General features: G+C 48.0%; 13 protein-coding genes. 6 read left to right on the top strand and 7 right to left on the bottom strand.

The window, feature by feature from the left end:
* Window positions 1-19: 19 nt before the first annotated feature.
* Window positions 20-694, top strand: coding sequence for a hypothetical protein (locus Pan161_RS14800; protein ID WP_145228278.1), 675 nt, complete (start codon window positions 20-22; stop codon window positions 692-694).
* A gap of 3 nt (window positions 695-697) precedes the next feature.
* Here the strand turns inward: Pan161_RS14800 and trmB are convergent, their stop codons facing one another.
* A complete protein-coding gene (trmB, locus tag Pan161_RS14795) occupies window positions 698-1,339 on the bottom strand; it encodes a tRNA (guanosine(46)-N7)-methyltransferase TrmB (protein WP_145228276.1) in 642 nt (213 codons plus the stop codon).
* 122 nt (window positions 1,340-1,461) lie between these two features.
* Between trmB and Pan161_RS14790 the strand changes: the two genes are divergently transcribed.
* Both Pan161_RS14790 and Pan161_RS14785 read left to right on the top strand, forming a co-directional pair.
* Window positions 1,462-2,022: a CinA family protein gene (locus tag Pan161_RS14790; RefSeq protein ID WP_197995305.1), complete on the top strand. Its 561-nt coding sequence runs from the start codon at window positions 1,462-1,464 to the stop codon at window positions 2,020-2,022.
* Between the two features lie 477 nt (window positions 2,023-2,499).
* Window positions 2,500-4,800, top strand: a complete 2,301-nt coding sequence (locus Pan161_RS14785; protein ID WP_197995304.1) for a HEAT repeat domain-containing protein — start codon at window positions 2,500-2,502, stop codon at window positions 4,798-4,800.
* Window positions 4,801-4,881: 81 nt separating this feature from the next.
* Here Pan161_RS14785 and Pan161_RS14780 read toward each other — a convergent pair whose 3' ends face one another.
* Window positions 4,882-5,271 carry a hypothetical protein gene (locus Pan161_RS14780; protein WP_145228270.1) on the bottom strand — a complete coding sequence of 130 codons (390 nt, stop codon included), beginning with the start codon at window positions 5,269-5,271 and terminating at the stop codon, window positions 4,882-4,884.
* A 269-nt stretch (window positions 5,272-5,540) separates the two neighbouring features.
* Here Pan161_RS14780 and Pan161_RS14775 point away from each other — a divergent pair, with 269 nt between their 5' ends.
* Together Pan161_RS14775 and Pan161_RS14770 are read left to right on the top strand one after the other, a co-directional pair.
* Window positions 5,541-7,217 carry an NAD+ synthase gene (locus tag Pan161_RS14775; protein ID WP_145228268.1) on the top strand — a complete coding sequence of 559 codons (1,677 nt, stop codon included), beginning with the start codon at window positions 5,541-5,543 and terminating at the stop codon, window positions 7,215-7,217.
* 50 nt (window positions 7,218-7,267) lie between these two features.
* Window positions 7,268-9,613: an exo-beta-N-acetylmuramidase NamZ domain-containing protein gene (locus Pan161_RS14770; protein WP_145228265.1), complete on the top strand. Its 2,346-nt coding sequence runs from the start codon at window positions 7,268-7,270 to the stop codon at window positions 9,611-9,613.
* 33 nt (window positions 9,614-9,646) lie between these two features.
* Here the strand turns inward: Pan161_RS14770 and ppk2 are convergent, their stop codons facing one another.
* Complete coding sequence (gene ppk2, locus Pan161_RS14765) at window positions 9,647-10,561, bottom strand: polyphosphate kinase 2 (RefSeq protein ID WP_145228263.1); 915 nt, start codon at window positions 10,559-10,561, stop codon at window positions 9,647-9,649.
* Between the two features lie 415 nt (window positions 10,562-10,976).
* On the opposite strand from ppk2, the gene Pan161_RS14760 reads away from it, so the two are divergent.
* Entirely contained in the window at window positions 10,977-11,798 is an 822-nt protein-coding gene (locus tag Pan161_RS14760) for a hypothetical protein (RefSeq protein ID WP_145228261.1), read from the top strand.
* A 42-nt stretch (window positions 11,799-11,840) separates the two neighbouring features.
* Here Pan161_RS14760 and Pan161_RS14755 read toward each other — a convergent pair whose 3' ends face one another.
* The 4 genes from Pan161_RS14755 to Pan161_RS14740 all read right to left on the bottom strand — a co-directional run bounded on the left by Pan161_RS14755 (window position 11,841) and on the right by Pan161_RS14740 (window position 16,704).
* On the bottom strand, window positions 11,841-12,518 hold the full coding sequence (locus Pan161_RS14755) for a dual specificity protein phosphatase family protein (protein ID WP_145228259.1): 678 nt from the start codon (window positions 12,516-12,518) through the stop codon (window positions 11,841-11,843).
* Between the two features lie 126 nt (window positions 12,519-12,644).
* On the bottom strand, window positions 12,645-13,601 hold the full coding sequence (gene tatC / locus Pan161_RS14750) for a twin-arginine translocase subunit TatC (protein ID WP_145228257.1): 957 nt from the start codon (window positions 13,599-13,601) through the stop codon (window positions 12,645-12,647).
* A gap of 282 nt (window positions 13,602-13,883) precedes the next feature.
* Complete coding sequence (locus Pan161_RS14745) at window positions 13,884-15,632, bottom strand: MJ0042-type zinc finger domain-containing protein (protein WP_145228255.1); 1,749 nt, start codon at window positions 15,630-15,632, stop codon at window positions 13,884-13,886.
* Window positions 15,633-15,846: 214 nt separating this feature from the next.
* Window positions 15,847-16,704: a tetratricopeptide repeat protein gene (locus Pan161_RS14740; RefSeq protein WP_145228253.1), complete on the bottom strand. Its 858-nt coding sequence runs from the start codon at window positions 16,702-16,704 to the stop codon at window positions 15,847-15,849.
* Window positions 16,705-16,747 lie beyond the last annotated feature (43 nt).

The following is a 16,747-nucleotide window of genomic DNA, read 5'->3' as shown; positions in this document are numbered from 1 at the left end:
TTACATCCGGAATCGGAATATGCTGGCAAATGCCAACCTGATTAATGGTCTGATACTACTGGCAGGAATGATACTCTGTTATCTGTTCGTATTAATTCCTTTTCTGATTTACTATGCAATTCAGCATATGAGATCACCCCAGCTGATTTTATTGCCGGAAGAAGACTGGGATGAGTATCTCACAGGCAAGTGCAGGGCAGAATCGGACTGGACCCAGTCAAATCAGTTTGATGCGGTTGGCATTTATCGCTGGCAGCAGAATTATATCATTGTCTGGGAGAATGAGTCACAGGCAACCTTCTTTCAGACGACTCTTTCACCATATGGCAGATTTCATAGTTTTACTACCATCTTCGAGGAAGATTACACCCTGGTCACCGCCAATGATCGCGAGGCATTAATCTTTCCTGCACCACCCGGGCGGTTCGTCCAGTCATTTGGTGTAGAGCAGACAAGCATTCTGAATGAAAAACATCAGGCGGTGCTTGAGGACCTGATGAAAGTCAAACATCTTAAACTGGCTGAGGATTTCCCCGAATTTGAAGAATCTTATCTGGCAGGTTTACGCCAGCAACACGAGTTTGTCCGGTCTGTCTTCTTCTACCCGATCAGGGGGATCTGGTGGTATCACGTGGGCCGTCGAGTCAAATTCAATCGACCTATCGATTTACAACAGGTGATTCTGGAAAACTGATGCTCAGGACTCAGCAGGTTTCTGCAGTTCCCAGAGTCCTCTATGAATTTGCCAGCCTTCTCTGCGTTTTTTTCTTTCGAAGCTGGTCTGGAAGTCCATATCGTGTTCCGGCAGATTTTCTTCGGGTGGTTCACGGCGGATAAACTGGCTGGCATGATCCATGAGGTTCGTAACACGATCAAAATACTCTTCCACATCGGTCCAGAAGTGAAGTTGGCCTTCATGCTTTAAGGCTTTGGTGATACGACTGACAAACACATCCGTAAAGATCCTTCGTTTGTGATGACGCTTCTTCCACCAGGGGTCGGGAAAGTAAACATGAACCTCAGAGATTGACGAATCTGGTATGAATTTGTCAAAGGCAATTCTGGCATCTCCACCCAGCATGCGGGCATTAGGTCGCTCGGCTTTCAGCAATCGGGTCGCTGCTCGCCTTCCTTCCTTATAATCAATTTCCATACCCAGGAAATTTTTTTCCGGGTGTTCTCCACTGGCATTGAACAGGAACAATCCACGACCCGCGCCGACATCCAGGACAACAGGCTGGTCATTTCCAAAGAAATTTTCCCACTGGAAGGGACCTTCCAGATCTTCAAGCGTTTGAAAGTAGGGGCGCAGGTCACGGGTTGGTTTGGAACTCGACATGGTTTAAAGAGTGTTGCTTTCAGATGTTAAACGTTCAGAATATCAATGGACACACTGTAGAATAGATGATCTGCAGTGTAAATTATCACGAGAGCCTCGAAATTTGTTTTTTGGAGATCCAGATGTTACCCGAATATTTGATGCAGGTTGCAAGGCAGGTCAAGTCAGCACTGGTGCAACACGATCAGAGACTGGTACTTGCAGAAAGTTGTACTGGCGGTCTGGTCGCCACGCTTATGACCAGCATCCCCGGGATTTCAGAACACTTTTGTGGCTCTGCTGTGGTCTACCGCTGGGATACAAAAATGAAATGGCTGGGAGTGCAGCAGGAGACGCTCGATAAATATACGGACGTGAGTATTGAAACCGCCCGTGAAATGGCTATGGGTGTGCTGAAACAGACTCCAGAAGCAACTCTGTCCGCCTCGATTACGGGGCATCTGGGGCCAGACGCTCCTGCTTATCAGGATGGTGTTATCTGTATCGGTCTCGCTCGAATCGGTCGAGAAGTCGCTCGGTCAGAGTCGGAATTGATACAGGCTGAAAGCTATCAATGCGACGAATTGCTCACAAGACTGGATCTGGGCGCGAAAACCGATCTGCATTGGACGCGCAGACAGCAACGTCAGTTTGCCGCCGCTCATCAACTTCTGAATCTAATTTCAGCGACAGCAGAACCGTAAAACCAGGCTTGGTTTGTGCCACAAATTGACGGAAATTCGACTGTATGATTTGCTGGCGGCATATTCGGAATAATCGTCAAGCTTTAACTGTTCGGGAAAGGTGCCTTGCTTTTGCCACGTGTTGCAACCGGTTCGTCCGGCACGATCTTCGTTATGAGCACGATATTCTGCACTTCCCTTTGCATCAGCACAACGTGAATAACCGAACTATTCACTATGCCGTAAGTGGTCATTCAATGCATTTCAACTGTTACGATCGATCCAGCCAGAACCGTGTCTGGCATCACATCCTTTTCAAACAGCTGACTTGGAGAGAGCATCTCTCAAAGTACTCCCCGCATTGAATTCACAAATCGGTAATAGCAAACTTATCGCTCTCGACTCTACTTTATAGAGGATATCAAAATGAAGCGCTGCAGTATTTGGGCCGCAGTTCTTTCAGCGTCTGTCGCTGTTCCATTTGCTGGCTGTTCACATATGCCCACAGCCATGCTCCCTTCCTCCGCCAGGGAAAAAGTTCTGGACAGCAAAATGGCCGTTGCTCAGGATCTGGAAAACAAAAAGGAATTGGAAAAGGCCAAGAAAGCCTATGAATCCATTCATAAGGCTGATCCGGATCGGGCACTCGCCTGTCACCGACTGGCCATCGTGAGCTACCGACTGGGTGAGCGCGACGAATCTCTGGAGTATTTCAAAAAAGCTAAAGAGCTCACACCCGAAAATGGAGAGCTGTTGAGTGATTACGGGTATGCACTTTACAAAATGAAAAAGTATCCTGAAGCCGAAGAGGTTTTGAGAAAATCAGTTGCTTTGAGTCCCAAGAGCGAACGTGCCACGACGCGCCTGGCGACTGTGCTGGGTAGCCAGGGGAAAATGCAGGAAAGTTATGCTCAACTCTGCAAAATCAGTTCGCCTGCCGAAGCGCATGAAATCATCGCCCACCTGCACGCAGAGCGTGGTGAGAAGAAACTGGCTTTGACCGAATATCAAAAGTCACTGGCGATGGGTAAAAGAGATGCCGGTAGGCTGGGATCGATCAAGAAGGGTTCGAAAGAATTTGACCAGAACCAGAAGTTATTGAAGCGGGTTGAGCAGAACATCGCGCAACTTTCTACAGATCCTTCTTTAAAAACATCCATGCCAGATACGAGGATGGTGAGTCATTCACAGACATCGCAGGCTAAACCGGAAATGAAGACGGCTGGTCTGGAAAAAGATTTGTCTCGAAAACAGAACAATCCTTTTGAAAATAAGCCAGAAATAAAAACCCAGGAGTCGCAGTTAGAAACTGAAGTTGCTACTGCGAAGGAATCTCCTTTCCGGGTGATCCGAGATCGATTCCTGAAGGAAAATAAAGACAAAGCTGCTGAAAATCCGTTCCTGGCAGATCCGATGCTGGCAGAATCTGCATTCGATGAGCCGCAGGTTGAAGTCGCTACCAAGCAACCGGCACCAAAACAGGTAGTCGAAGTTGAAAAGCTGATTGCTGAGGTAAAAAGTCAGCCCGAAACTCAAGAGAATGTCAGTTTCAGAAAGCTGACAGATGAAAATATAAATCGACTGGAAGCTGCTTCTTCCGCAGAGAAAAAGACGGTCGCCGTAGCAACTGCTGAAGAGCGGGTCGTTAAAGTAGCAGCCTCATCAGAACAGAACCAGTCCAAAAAGAAACGTTCCGCATTTGAATTGATGCGTGAACTGCAGAATGAACTGATTTCTGACTTTACTCCGCCTCAGCAGGAAACGTCTGCTCCGCAGCCGGAATTTCGTCTGGTGAAGCAGGCAGAACCTGAATTTGACGAACGAAATCCATTTGAGAATGCCAATCATCTGACGACTGCTAACTCACCATTTGAGGGATCTGCAGTAACACGAATCGGTAAATGGAATCCTGTTGATCCCGCGACGATCAAGAACGCTGATACCGGAAAAATCAATACTGTATCACGACAGGATGAACTCCAGACTGTTACGCAAAATCCGAAGCTGGTTGTCCAGACGGCAAGCGTAAGTCAGCCAAAGCAGGATCTAATTCAACCGAACACGGCTGAAACTTTGTGCCCGGATGCACAGGGTGAAGTCTTAAGCCTGGTGAGAGAACTGAATTCGAGTCAGGTACCTGAACTGAAACATGCTGTCCAGAGACTGGGGGCCATGGAAGCGGAAGCTGCTGCTGCGGTGCCTGCTCTGCGATCTCTGTCTCTGCATGACAACATGGGAGTACGGATTCAGTGTGCGTTCTCATTATGGAAGATCGAAGGCAATACAGATGACTCTGTGCCGACTTTGATTGACGCCATGAATTCGTCAGTCGAAAGTGATCGCTCCTTTGCCGCAGCAGTTCTAGCTCAGATCGGATTTCATTCACAGGAATTGACTCCGATTCTGGTACGGTCGCTGTCGGACAACAACGAGTATGTTCGACTGCATACAGCAGAATTACTGGCACGCGATTCAGACTGGAAGTACCAGGCCAACAAAATTCTCGCAGACTGCCTGCTTTCAAAGGATGTGAATATTCGCTGGCTGGCCAGCTACAGTCTGGCAGAGTTGAAACCGGAAGATGATCGTGTGATTGCTGCCTTGAGCATTGCTTTACAGGATAAAGCCAGCCAGGTGCGTGCAGGTGCCGCCTACGCTCTGGGAGAGATTGGACCATACGCTCATAAATCAATTCCGGAACTGCAGAAAGCTCGCTTTGATACCAATTCAGAAGTGCGAACTGCAGCCAGGAATGCCTTGAGCCGAGTACGTCGAGTGACGCCACCTTCTGCTAACTGAAAACCAGATTTGATCGATTCTCAACGGTTTCAATCCTGTGAATGCAGGTTTGAGACCGTTTTTTTTGAGACGGATTCAGATTCAGTAGCGGTTCTGAAAAATGCCTGCTCTGGTATTTACAGTCTGATATTGACTGCTCTGATCGGCGCCATTGACTGCCACACGTTGGGGAGAATTAGATTGAGAGTCTTTTGAAAGGTGGCGTTCGAGTCGACCTTCCAGAGCTTCTTCTTTCTGTTCCATTTCCTGCTTTCGTAACCTTCGATCACGAGTAGCAGCCAGTGCGCCCAGTCCAAAATAAGAAATCAGGCCAAACACTCCCATCATCAGATAGGTGCTGTCCGCTGGAATAGAAGAAGTCGTTCCCGTAGCCATTCCGAGTACAAAGATACTGATAATCAGGATCGAAGTATGGCTCAGTAAAGGGCGTGTGCCTGTTTCTGCTAATGATCTTTTTCTAGAATGCGCCATAAGAGAAGTCAGTCCCGGGATGATTCGAAGTGGGAAATCGATACAATTTGGGCCTTAACAACTGGCCCTGTTCCCTTGAGCGATCTGGTTCTGCTCACTTAAACTTAGTTCGATTCCTTGAGTGGGGCAAAAAAAAGAAGGCATTTCATCCCTTTTTTGGAAAATGTTGTTGTTCGTCAACAGAATTTCGGCGAGTTTTGATGGCACATTCAGCCTGGTCATTAAAATCGCTACTTAAATAGTATCTGTTTCAGGAGTTGAGAGCGTCTGTGAAAATTGCTTTGGCACAATTGAACCCGACTGTCGGCGATCTGTCCGGCAATTGTCAGAAAATTCTGGAAACAGTGAATCGCGCAGAACAAACCGGCGTCGATCTGATTCTTTTTCCGGAACTGATTCTCTGCGGCTACCCACCCAAGGACATTCTGCACAGAGAAGGTTTCATTGAAGCCTGTGATCGTGCGGTAGACCGATTGGCAGCACAATTGAATCCTGAAATCGGTGTTATCATTGGTCACCCCACGGGACGCGATCTCCCCGAAGGCCGAATTGCAAATGCGGCCAGTTTGCTGTTTCAGGGAAAAGTCGATTCTCAAATTCATAAATTGCTACTTCCCAATTATGATGTCTTCGATGAGCAACGTTATTTCCGTCACGCAGATCGGAAACAGATCAAACCCATTTCATTCCAGGGATTGAAGCTGGGTTTGCATATTTGCGAAGATGCCTGGTGGAGACAACCAGATACCTTCTATCACAATCAGCCATTTGAACTTCCGGATCCAGTCAAAATTCTCGCGGAAGCTGGCTCAGATATTCTGATTAATATTTCTGCCAGTCCTTTCGAGATTGATAAACGAAAGCGTCGACATCAGATTGTTGGTGCGCATCAGGACCGCTACTCGATTCCCTACCTGTTTGTGAATCAGGTCGGGGGGAACGACGATCTCGTGTTTGATGGTCATAGCTTTGTAATGGATTCTTCTGGTGATCTGGTATTACAGATGCCAGGCTTTAGAGAAGACCTGCAGTATTATGAGACAAGCAAGACCGCTGATGCTCAATTGAAGGAGATCATTGCTTTGTCACGGGAAGAACAGCTTTTTGAAGCTCTTGTGTTGGGTCTGCGAGACTATATGCAGAAGTGCGGATTTACAGATTGTGTGTTGGGGTTGTCTGGTGGAATTGACAGTGCACTGGCCTGCGCAATTGCTGCAGAAGCAATCGGACCAGAGCGGGTGCATGCGTTGTTGCTCCCCAGTCGTTACAGCAGCGATCATAGTGTTGCCGACTCACTGGAGCTGGCAGAAAACCTGGGACTTGACCATGAGACGATCCCCATTGACTCAGTCCATCTTGCCTTTGAAAATCTGCCGGTGATCGGAGAAGATTTAAAACTCGAACCAGCCGGGCTCGCGGACCAGAATTTACAGGCACGCATCAGGGGTGCGAATGTGATGGTCCGCAGCAACCAACATGGCTGGATGGCATTGGCGACAGGAAATAAGAGTGAGCTGGCCATGGGGTATTGTACGCTGTATGGAGATATGGCGGGTGGTTTTGCTGTGCTGTCGGATGTTTTTAAATGCGATGTCTATCGAGTATCAAAGTATGTGAATCAAAGAGCGGGCAGAATTTTGATACCGGAGAACATACTCGAAAAAGCTCCGAGTGCAGAGTTAGCCCCGAATCAGGTCGACCAGGATTCACTGCCGCCTTACGATTTACTGGATGGAATACTGAAAGGACTGATTGAGGACGAGCGCTCAGTGAAGAGTCTGGCGCAGGAGTATCCTCCGGAAACCGTACGCTGGGTGGCTGGTCGTCTGGATCGCAATGAATTCAAACGACGGCAGATGCCTCCCGGAATTAAGCTCTCTGCCCGCGCGTTTGGATCAGGACGCCGCATGCCGATGGCTGCCCGTTTCCAATGGGATGAAGAATAATATATTTGACAGATCTGATGACACCTTTGCTTCTGATGTAGGAATACGTAATGAAGAACTATCTCTGGATTTTGGCCTCGATTCTGGTATTGGTCTGCAGTTGTCATCAAGGCCAGGCGGACGATTCTCACCATTTACCTTTTGCTTCGCCTGAATCGGTGGGTATGGATCCCGGACGATTGGCGCTGATTGACTTTGTCGTGCAACGCGGCCTGGAGCGAGATTCCATGCCCGGTGCAGTGGTACTGGTAGGCTATCAGGGAAAAGTCGTCTTTCTCAAAGCGTACGGTGATCGACAGGTTCAGCCTGAAAAAGTGGCGATGACGACGGATACCGTGTTCGATCTGGCGTCTCTCACCAAACCTGTCGCGACAGCAACGAGCATCATGCAACTGGTCGAGCAGAGTAAAATACAGCTCAGTGATCCTGTCGCGAAATATATCCCTGAATTTGCCGTCAACGGAAAGCAGGACATCACGGTCTATCAGCTGTTGACGCACCAGGGGGGATTGATTCCCGATAATTCCATCAAGGATTACCAGGATGGCCCGGATAAAGCGATGCAGCGAATTTATGAATTAAAGCTGTACTACGAGCCAGGAACCCGCTTCGCGTATACGGACGTCGGTTTTATTCTGTTGGGCGATATCGTAAAACGGGTGACAGGTCAGTCAGTGCATGAATATTCGCAGAAACATATTTATCAGCCACTGGGAATGACTGAAACAGGTTACATCCCTGCATTGGAATTGAGGAAGCGTGCTGCGACCACTCAGCAGCGCGAAGGACGCTGGATGCAGGGGGAAGTACACGATCCACGGGCCTACAAACTGGATGGTGTCGCTGGACATGCTGGATTGTTTTCCACAGCCGAGGACTTGGCTATCTATGCGCAGACGTTGTTAAACCAGGGGAGTTCGGGAGAAAAAAAATTGTTAAAACCAGCGACCGTTGATTTGATGACCAGGGGCTACCAGGTCGTTGATATTAAACGGGGACTGGGCTGGGATGTTCTTTCGAGGTATTCTTCAAATCGTGGTGACCTCTTTTCCAGTCGGGCGTTCGGGCATGGTGGCTTTACGGGTACCTCTCTCTGGATTGACCCGGCACAGGATCTGTTTGTGATTTTTCTGAGTAACCGGGTTCATCCTGATGGCAAGGGATCTGTCAATTCGCTGGCAGGACGCATCGGTACGATCGCGGCGGCGGCCATCAGTCCGATCGCGGTTCAGCAGTCTACTTCTGAAGTATCTTCCAGTGACAGCTTGAATGTTCTGACTGGAATTGATGTGCTGCAGGCAGAGCAGTTCAAGTCATTAAAAGGCTTACGGGTTGGCTTGATTACAAACCATACAGGGCTGACGCGAGATGGAAAAAGCACAGTACAGATTTTGAATGATGCTCCTGAAGTCAATCTGAAGACTCTCTTCAGTCCCGAACATGGATTTGCAGGCAAACTGGATGTGTCGAAGATCGGTGACAGCACCGATCAAAAAACGGGCCTGAAGATATTCAGTCTGTATGGCAAGACGCGCACTCCGACTCCAGAAAGCCTGCAGGATCTGGATGTCCTCGTGTTTGATATCCAGGATGTTGGTGCCCGGTTTTATACCTATATTTCTACCATGGGCAATGCCATGCGGGCGGCAAAGCAGCAGGGGATTCGTTTTGTCGTGCTGGATCGCCCGAACCCGATCAATGGAGTCGATTTCGCCGGACCGGTTCTGGATGAAGGTTCGCAGTCTTTTGTCGGCTATCATCGCATCCCCGTACGTCACGGCATGACTGCGGGAGAGTTGGCGCGCATGTTTAATACAGAGATGAAGATCGGTGCTGATCTGCAGGTCATTGCCATGCAGAACTGGAAACGTGAAATGTACTACGATGAAACCGGTTTAACCTGGGTTAACCCGTCTCCCAATATGCGGAGTCTGAACGAAGCGATCCTCTATCCGGGAGTGGGATTACTGGAAACGACGAATCTTTCTGTGGGGCGAGGCACTGATACTCCTTTCGAATGGATTGGTGCGCCCTGGCTTGATGGAATGCGACTTGCCCGGGAACTGAATCGCTCGGGACTGCCGGGGGTACGATTCGTACCCGTTCAATTCATACCAGCATCCAGTAAGTTTGCTAATGAAACTTGTGGTGGCGTGAATTTCATTGTGACTGACCGACGACGGTTTCAGTCAGTAAAAACGGGTCTGGAGATAGCCTGTCATCTACGTGAATTGTATCCGGCGGGTTGGGATACAAAATCGTATCATCGCCTGCTGGGAAATCAGAGTGTATTTGATGCGATCCTGGCCGGTAAATCGGTCTCGCAAATACAGGCTCTGTTTCAACAGGACCTTGCCGAGTTCGGTTTTCGCCGTGCAAAGTATCTGTTGTACTGAGTTGGTTGTGGTGACCCTTGCTTCAGCGATGTCTTACCACTCACTCGTATCAAAGATGACCTCTTTCGACCCGATAATTTCGGAATCGAAATCTTCTACTAATGCCTGATCTTTGTTCGGATAATCCAGCTGATTGAGCACATACCTTAGACAATTGAGCCGCGCGCGTTTTTTGTCATCTGATCGAATCACAGTCCATGGACAGGCTTTCGTGTCTGTCGCCATGAACATCGCGTTTTGCGCTTTAGTGTATTCTTCCCAGAGCCCCAGGCTCTTGACATCGATCGGACTGAGTTTCCATTGTTTTAACTTATCGGTTTCGCGCGCTTTAAATCGGCGGAACTGTTCTTCGCGACTGACGGAGAACCAGAGTTTAAACAGGTGAATACCAGAGTTCACGAGCATATTTTCCAGTTGAGGGGCTTCACGCAGAAAGGTGTGGTGTTCGGTGGGCCGACAAAATCCCATGACCGGTTCGACGACTCCGCGGTTGTACCACGATCGATCAAAAAAGACGATTTCTCCCCTGGTGGGCAGGTGTTCGATATAGCGTTGAAAATACCATTGTCCCTGTTCTTTGTCATTTGGTTTAGGTAACGCGACCACACGGGCACCGCGAGGATTCAGGTGTTCCATAAAACGCTTAATGGTACCTCCCTTACCGGCAGCATCGCGTCCTTCAAACAACAGAACAAGTCGCTCTCCATTCAACTGTACCCAGCGTTGCAGTTTCAGAAGTTCGATTTGAAGTCGGGTGATCTCGCGCTCATATTTTTTCCGCTTCATTTTGGTTGGATAAGGGTAGTGTTCACAGAGAATCTGACCCTTTTCGGCCGATTTCACTTTTTTCTGAACTGCTTCAGGAACGATGTCTCCGGGAAGTTTCAGGTGGTAGGTGACTGGTAAGAGCGAGGCGTCTTGTGATTTTTTTTCTGACTTGGAACCCATGAGTTGACCTGTGTAAGTGAATATTGAATCAGAATTGGTGACATGAGAATCGCGATCAACGGCCTTCATTATGAAGTTCTGGTGAGAAAAGAGAAGCCCGTTCACTGCTGGATCTGAACGGTTTCAAATCAAAGCGAATGGTGTGTTTGCTGTAAGTGTTATTGTAGTAATAGTTTGGGGCGAATGTTTTACGGAAGGCCTTTCATGGCCATTAGAAAATTGAGCCTGTTCTGTAGGGGAGGCTCAAAACTTCCTCTTGCAGCAAAACAGCCTTTTTTTTAGTCTCCCTACAGCATTTCTACAGTTCTTCCCCAAATTCAAATATCAATATTCAATTGCCGACCGTTTTGATTCATTCACAATTCTGTGAAGACCCAGGTCGCCCCGAAAAAATTCTCAGGAAAGTAAAGCCGATATGTGGAGATCTATTCTCATCACAGGCATGCTGGTTGTTATGTGCGGCACAGGAGGCAGTCTCAGCTTCGCGCAGGAATTTCGAATTCGCACAACGGTCTATCAGCATCAGCCGGAAACTGATCCGGGCATCGTATCCCGCAGTGTGTCGATTTTTCATGCCGAGAAAGTATATGATCATGTAGATGGTTTAGGCGAAGTGACGATCTTTGATCCGATCCAGAAAAAACTGATTCTATTGAATGAGTCCCGCATGATAAAAACGGTGATCAATTTTGATGAAATCAAGCATCTGTTGAATGTGGCAAGGCATCAGACTCAGGAATATATTCATGATCAAATTAAGAGAGAAGAATCTAAGGGCAAGGCCATTGCTTCCCAGTTAAAATTTCAGCTGGATCCGACTTTTGAGATTCAATATGACGGCAATAAAAACCAGTTGACGCTGGAGAGTAAACTGATCAATTACCGTGTGCACTGTGTCGCCCCTGATCAACAGGCATCGGTCGAGAACTACCTTCGATTTGCTGACTGGATGGCGCGCCTGAACTATGTTCTCCATCCCTATACTCTGCCGCCGGCATCACGAATTGCATTAAATGAAGAACTCAGAACCAGAAATCTGATTCCCATAGAAGTGGAATTACAGACACGCCTGGAAGAGAAACTGCACCTGCGAGCCGAGCACAAAATTCACTGGAAGCTGGATCACAAAGACCGTGGTCTGATCCATCATTGGGAAACACTACGCAAGAATAAGGATGTGAATACCATCACCATTCAAGAGTATCTCAGAAACCAGTTTGCCACTTTGAGAAAGTGATTCTGGTATTCGGGTTGGAATGAAACAGCTTCTCGTCGGATCTTATTTTCCGATGACAGGTATGGTTGCCGGTGGTTCATACCATTCGATTTTTTCTTCCAGCAGACTGGAGAGTCGGGCCAGATTCTGATTGAGATAATCAATCAGGGCCTGATCTTTATGTGGTTTCCAGTCGTATTGCAATAATTCCTGATAAGCTTCTTCAGGAGTTTTCTTTTGAACCAGCATGCGATAGGCGGCGATGACACCACCCGTTCGCTGGGCACCTGCCGCACAATGTACCAGGACGGGCTTTCCTGCTTTTTCACAGCGCATGATTTCTGCAACGGCTTCCGCATAATCTTCGACGTCGCCTGTGCCGTCACCGATCAGATGCAGAACCTGATGGTCAATCTGCAGCTTTTTCGCAGTTTCCACTTCTGTTTTCAGGTAGGGTTTCTGCAGGTCACTTCCGTTGAGTGCGATGACTTTTTCGATCTTATTTTCACTGAGTACCGGTTCGATCAGGTAACTGGAGATCTGACCGCTGCGATAGATTTTGCCCTGCTCCACGACGCCGAAACGTTTTGCCACAAGCCGGTCTTCCAGAAGTCCTTCCCAGATCAGGACTACCGCCCCAATCAGGGCGCAGACAAGTAGAGAGATCTTGAACAGTTTATGTTTCCGGGTGGATTTGCTGGTGGGTTGCACAGCCGCATCCTGCTCAGTGCTGGTACTCATTTTTATCCTCGCTGTTTTAGCGCAATTTCGCTGATTTCCAGGAATTCGTGGCCCCGGACCCGCGGCATTGTAGTTGAAGACTGCGTCATCTGAACAGAGGAAAATCAGTTCTCATTTCAGCAGGAATCAGGCTGCTTCAAACGGACTGGCATTCGCACTGGGGAAGTATTTACACATCAGAATTCCCAGTTCATAGAGCAGAATCAGAGGCATCATCATCAGGATCATGCTCATCGGGTCGGCCGGTGTCATGAGCATGGAAATGATAGCAATGATCAAAATGGCCATCCGCCGTTTTTCATGATAGTCCTGCAGACTGAATACGGAGATTCTTTCCAGAAACAGCATGACCAGTGGTAACTGGAAACTGAGGCCGAACATCACCGGCAAAGTAATCGCAAAACTGATCCATTCGGACAGGCGAATCTGAGGGTTCACACCCAGTAATTTATTAAAGCCCAGCAGGAATTTGAGAACGAAAGGGAAGACAGCATAAAAACAGAACAGTGCCCCACCCAGGAATAGAAAAATGCTCATCGGCAGATAGATGTAGACGTATTTGCGCTCATGGGGATAAAGGCCTGCCGCCACAAACAGCCAGATCTGATAGATCACCCATGGACTGGCAAAGACCAGACCCGCGACAAAGGAGACCTTCAGGTAAATCGTCGTAAAAGCTTCCTGCACAGCCAGTGTGACTGGTTCAGCCATCGTTTCTTCCAGGCTGTCGATCCGGTATTGATAATCGAGGAGAATTTTTTGCAGTGCTTTGGTCTCTGCAGTCTGTGGCTGTTTACTGTTCAGGCTGGCGATCAGCTCATCAATGCTGGCAGACGGATTGACATCGGGATTTTCCGGGTCTTCGGCGATCTGATGCGGGAGTTTATCCAGATTGTATTCTCTCAAAGCAGAATCAATGGGTGCACGGACAACAGCAACAATTTTGTGACCAATAAATAAGGCACCCACTACACAAATCGCAAGTCCAATTAATGCTTTCCATAAATGAATGCGAAGGGCTTCGAGGTGATCCCCAAAGCTCATTGTGGATTCATCAAATAGATCGTGAGACTGTGGTTTCATCTGACTTTGCATTCTGGAGAGACCAATACCAAACAGCATCACCACGATTTGCGTTTTACGGGATGAGCGGTAACGGCATCAGTAAGATGAGCGGGTACTGTTCAGAACAAATGGAATAATGTAACTGGCTCCTGAGGAATTCACGATGTTGCAGGGACGTGATTCAGGAGTACCCACTCCATTTGCCCGCTGGATGAGCAGGAGGGAAGAGCGGCGGTAACTATTACTATTGTAAACAACCAGATCGCGCTGTCAACCAGAGGTATTCCGAAGATACAGAAATCAGGGAGTTGCCGGTTCTGCAGGCTCGCCTTCCATCGCGGGATCGGCTGCGTCCGGGTCTTCGGGGGCTGCCGCATTCTGTTTCTCCTCAGACTCAATGATTCCGTGCACCTCCATGGAGTAGGCCATAATATTGATCACCACGATAAAGAGGGTCCAGATTAGCATAGTCTTACCCATCTCTTTATCTTTTTGGGCATAACTCCAGCCCTTACCGAACGCATAAATCGAGACGAAAAAACCAATTACGCATTGTAGTGGTCCGTCAATTTTATAAAGCTTAACCAGAGTGATAATAAAACAGACGAACAGGGTGAGGAAGGAGATGCCAAACAGGACCCAGACAAGAAGCAAAGGCAAATACGGGGTCACAAAATAAAATATGGTACCAATTCCCGCCCCTCCCAGCACTCCAATTACCGCGAGTTGTAGTGGATGAGTAGCACTGTCGTCACCCTTTTCGCGGTCGGCTTTCGAAACATATTTAGTTTCAGAAAGTTTTGTAATCAGATTCAGGTCAGGTTTGCAATGCACTGCCAGCAGGCCATTGACTCTGGCGTTATAGATTAATGTCGGAGCATAGAACAGACAGGCAAGCACCCACAATATAGAAGGTAAGATCAATACTTTTGCATCCAGTTCTGCAGGGGTTTTACCAACGAATGGACCTTCCACAAAATCTTTGATCTTGTTTTCTTCTGCGTATTCCTTCGCACCGTTATCTCTGGCAACCGATGAGTTGTAACGGACATTCGAGAAAAAAGTATTTAAATCATCGCCGCTAACTGCTCCAATAGCCGCCAGGCAGCCAATCACCGGAAGGCTGGTCATCACGAAAACAAAACACCAGAACATCGCCGGTTTCACGAGATTGAGGAAAATTTTTCCCAGTTTGTGTATCATCCAGCCCGGTGTGGAATCCACCATGGTCATGTGCGGAATTGCCAGTGGGAACATCAGAAAGGTGGGGATAAAACCCGCGGCGATCAGGATCGCTCCTGTGGGAGTTGAGCCATTTGAAATGAAATAATATCCTAGTGTCCCCAGGATCGCTTGTGCCGGCAGGCTGAACAGAATAACCCAGAAGATGAATTTCATTCCTAATGCAGAACACAGAAAAAAGTCAAAGTTGATACGTTTCAGTTTGTCTTTTTTCTGCAATGCATACCGGACCACTTCAGTTTGAATGAACCAGATCCAACCGGGAATGGCCATGATGGAAACAAATGCAATAAAGCCCCAGAATGCACGAGGAGGGGTTCGATGACACCACATCACCATGAAAATCGCGCAGAAAAACAACGTGCTCGCGATGGACGAATAAAGGAAAGTCTTGATCGCCAGTCCTTTATGATTTTTCAGAAATGTGTAGGCGTCTCCCCAGGATTTTGAATAAAACTCTTCAACGGCAGGCCCTTTGCGTTTACGTTTACGACGAGTTGCTTCGCTCATGCGACCCGTGCTGAGATCAACGCCGCAATTTGAGCATTCAACATCATCTTCGTCGACATCGTGCCCGCAGCGGGGGCAGATTTTTGCTGCCTTGTCTTCGAGTTTATCGATATCAAGCGTGGCCAGAAAATCGTCTGTATCTGCTGGTTTGCTGGATCTGCTGCGTTTCTTGCTCTGTTTCGCAGCAGTGACTTTGACGGGGGCGCCGCATTCTTTACAACGTACTTTTTTCCCTTCAGCTTCATCTCTGACGGAAAAGGAAGTATTACATTCTTTGCAGCGAACCTTGATGGGCATGTAAGACCTTTGAGATATTTAGTGAGATCCTTCGAAATCAATCCCAGTCGGCCTGCCCCTGAATGGTGTCGTCGTCCGGTTTCGGATCTGGGGATGCTGTTAAGTCTGGCCGACTCTTTGTTTTCCAATTATCAACAGAGCATGGGGCATTTCGCAAGTGGACAGTCACTGAATTTCAAATGCTCGTGATTTATCTTCAGGAGAGAAATCAGAGTTAATTCAACAAGGGATCATGTTGTTTCACTTTGAGAAGCCGCTGCATCTCGAGCAATCGAGTGCGCGTATTCTGTTCCAGCATCGAGCGGTGGCTCCGGGAGAAACATGCGAGCGATCGATTCAGGCAGCGCGTTGCGCGGCAGAAGCGGCCGACTATCCAGAACAATTCACCCAGATGGACCAGGTCCTGCCCCATCGATGCAATATTGTTTGTCTGTTTGTGGAGCTGGTAAGCTTTTCGAAAACAGGAAACAGCACGTAGATGGTTTCCCTTCAACCCCTGAACGATTCCCAGATTTCCCCAATCAGCAGCCTGGGAATCCGGATCACCGTACAGGATCTCTCGTGACAGTGATATGTTCAGTAGTTGTTCTGCGAGTGAGTAGTCTTCTTGCAGAATAGCGTCATTTGCACGTCCCGTCAGATCACAGGCAGAGTTATCAGTAAGTTGGTCCAGTTTTTCTTCGAGGGTCTGATGGTTTGCAGAACGCAAGTCTCCCCAGGCAATGGAATATTGCTGAAATTGAGAGGCTAAATCAAAGAATTTCAGATGACGATAAGCGACTGCCAGATTATGGCAGACGACGGATCTCAACTGATTATTTTCCTGCTGTTGTGCAGCATCAAGTACAATTGAGAATTGTTCAATCGATTCCAGATTGTTGCCGGTTTCAAGCAGAAACTGTCCCAGATGCAGACGGCGTACCCAGTTTGATACCGTGAAATCGTTTGAAAAAAACAAGGCACGGGCCTCCTGAGACTTTCCTTCTGACGCTAACAGATGTGCCTGTTGCACAATCGGATTCAGTAAATCCCAGTCTTCTGATCTCGCTGTAGGGGGCAAAGATTCTGACACTGCAAACTCCTCTCGTGTTTCTGATCTTGTGGTTTAATAGAAA

The organism is Gimesia algae (genome assembly GCF_007746795.1).
GTDB lineage: Bacteria > Planctomycetota > Planctomycetia > Planctomycetales > Planctomycetaceae > Gimesia > Gimesia algae.
The sequence above is the reverse complement of the archived record's forward strand: the minus strand, read 5'-3'. Positions and strand labels throughout refer to the sequence as shown.

Bases quoted from the DNA above. Each gene is read 5' to 3' on its own strand.
- Pan161_RS14800 (WP_145228278.1), top strand. From the start codon at position 20: ATGCTGGCAAATGCCAACCTGATTAATGGTCTGATACTACTGGCAGGA.
- trmB (WP_145228276.1), bottom strand. From the start codon at position 1,339: ATGTCGAGTTCCAAACCAACCCGTGACCTGCGCCCCTACTTTCAAACG.
- Pan161_RS14790 (WP_197995305.1), top strand. From the start codon at position 1,462: ATGTTACCCGAATATTTGATGCAGGTTGCAAGGCAGGTCAAGTCAGCA.
- Pan161_RS14785 (WP_197995304.1), top strand. From the start codon at position 2,500: ATGCCCACAGCCATGCTCCCTTCCTCCGCCAGGGAAAAAGTTCTGGAC.
- Pan161_RS14780 (WP_145228270.1), bottom strand. From the start codon at position 5,271: ATGGCGCATTCTAGAAAAAGATCATTAGCAGAAACAGGCACACGCCCT.
- Pan161_RS14770 (WP_145228265.1), top strand. From the start codon at position 7,268: ATGAAGAACTATCTCTGGATTTTGGCCTCGATTCTGGTATTGGTCTGC.
- ppk2 (WP_145228263.1), bottom strand. From the start codon at position 10,561: ATGGGTTCCAAGTCAGAAAAAAAATCACAAGACGCCTCGCTCTTACCA.
- Pan161_RS14760 (WP_145228261.1), top strand. From the start codon at position 10,977: ATGTGGAGATCTATTCTCATCACAGGCATGCTGGTTGTTATGTGCGGC.
- Pan161_RS14755 (WP_145228259.1), bottom strand. From the start codon at position 12,518: ATGAGTACCAGCACTGAGCAGGATGCGGCTGTGCAACCCACCAGCAAA.
- tatC (WP_145228257.1), bottom strand. From the start codon at position 13,601: ATGAAACCACAGTCTCACGATCTATTTGATGAATCCACAATGAGCTTT.
- Pan161_RS14745 (WP_145228255.1), bottom strand. From the start codon at position 15,632: ATGCCCATCAAGGTTCGCTGCAAAGAATGTAATACTTCCTTTTCCGTC.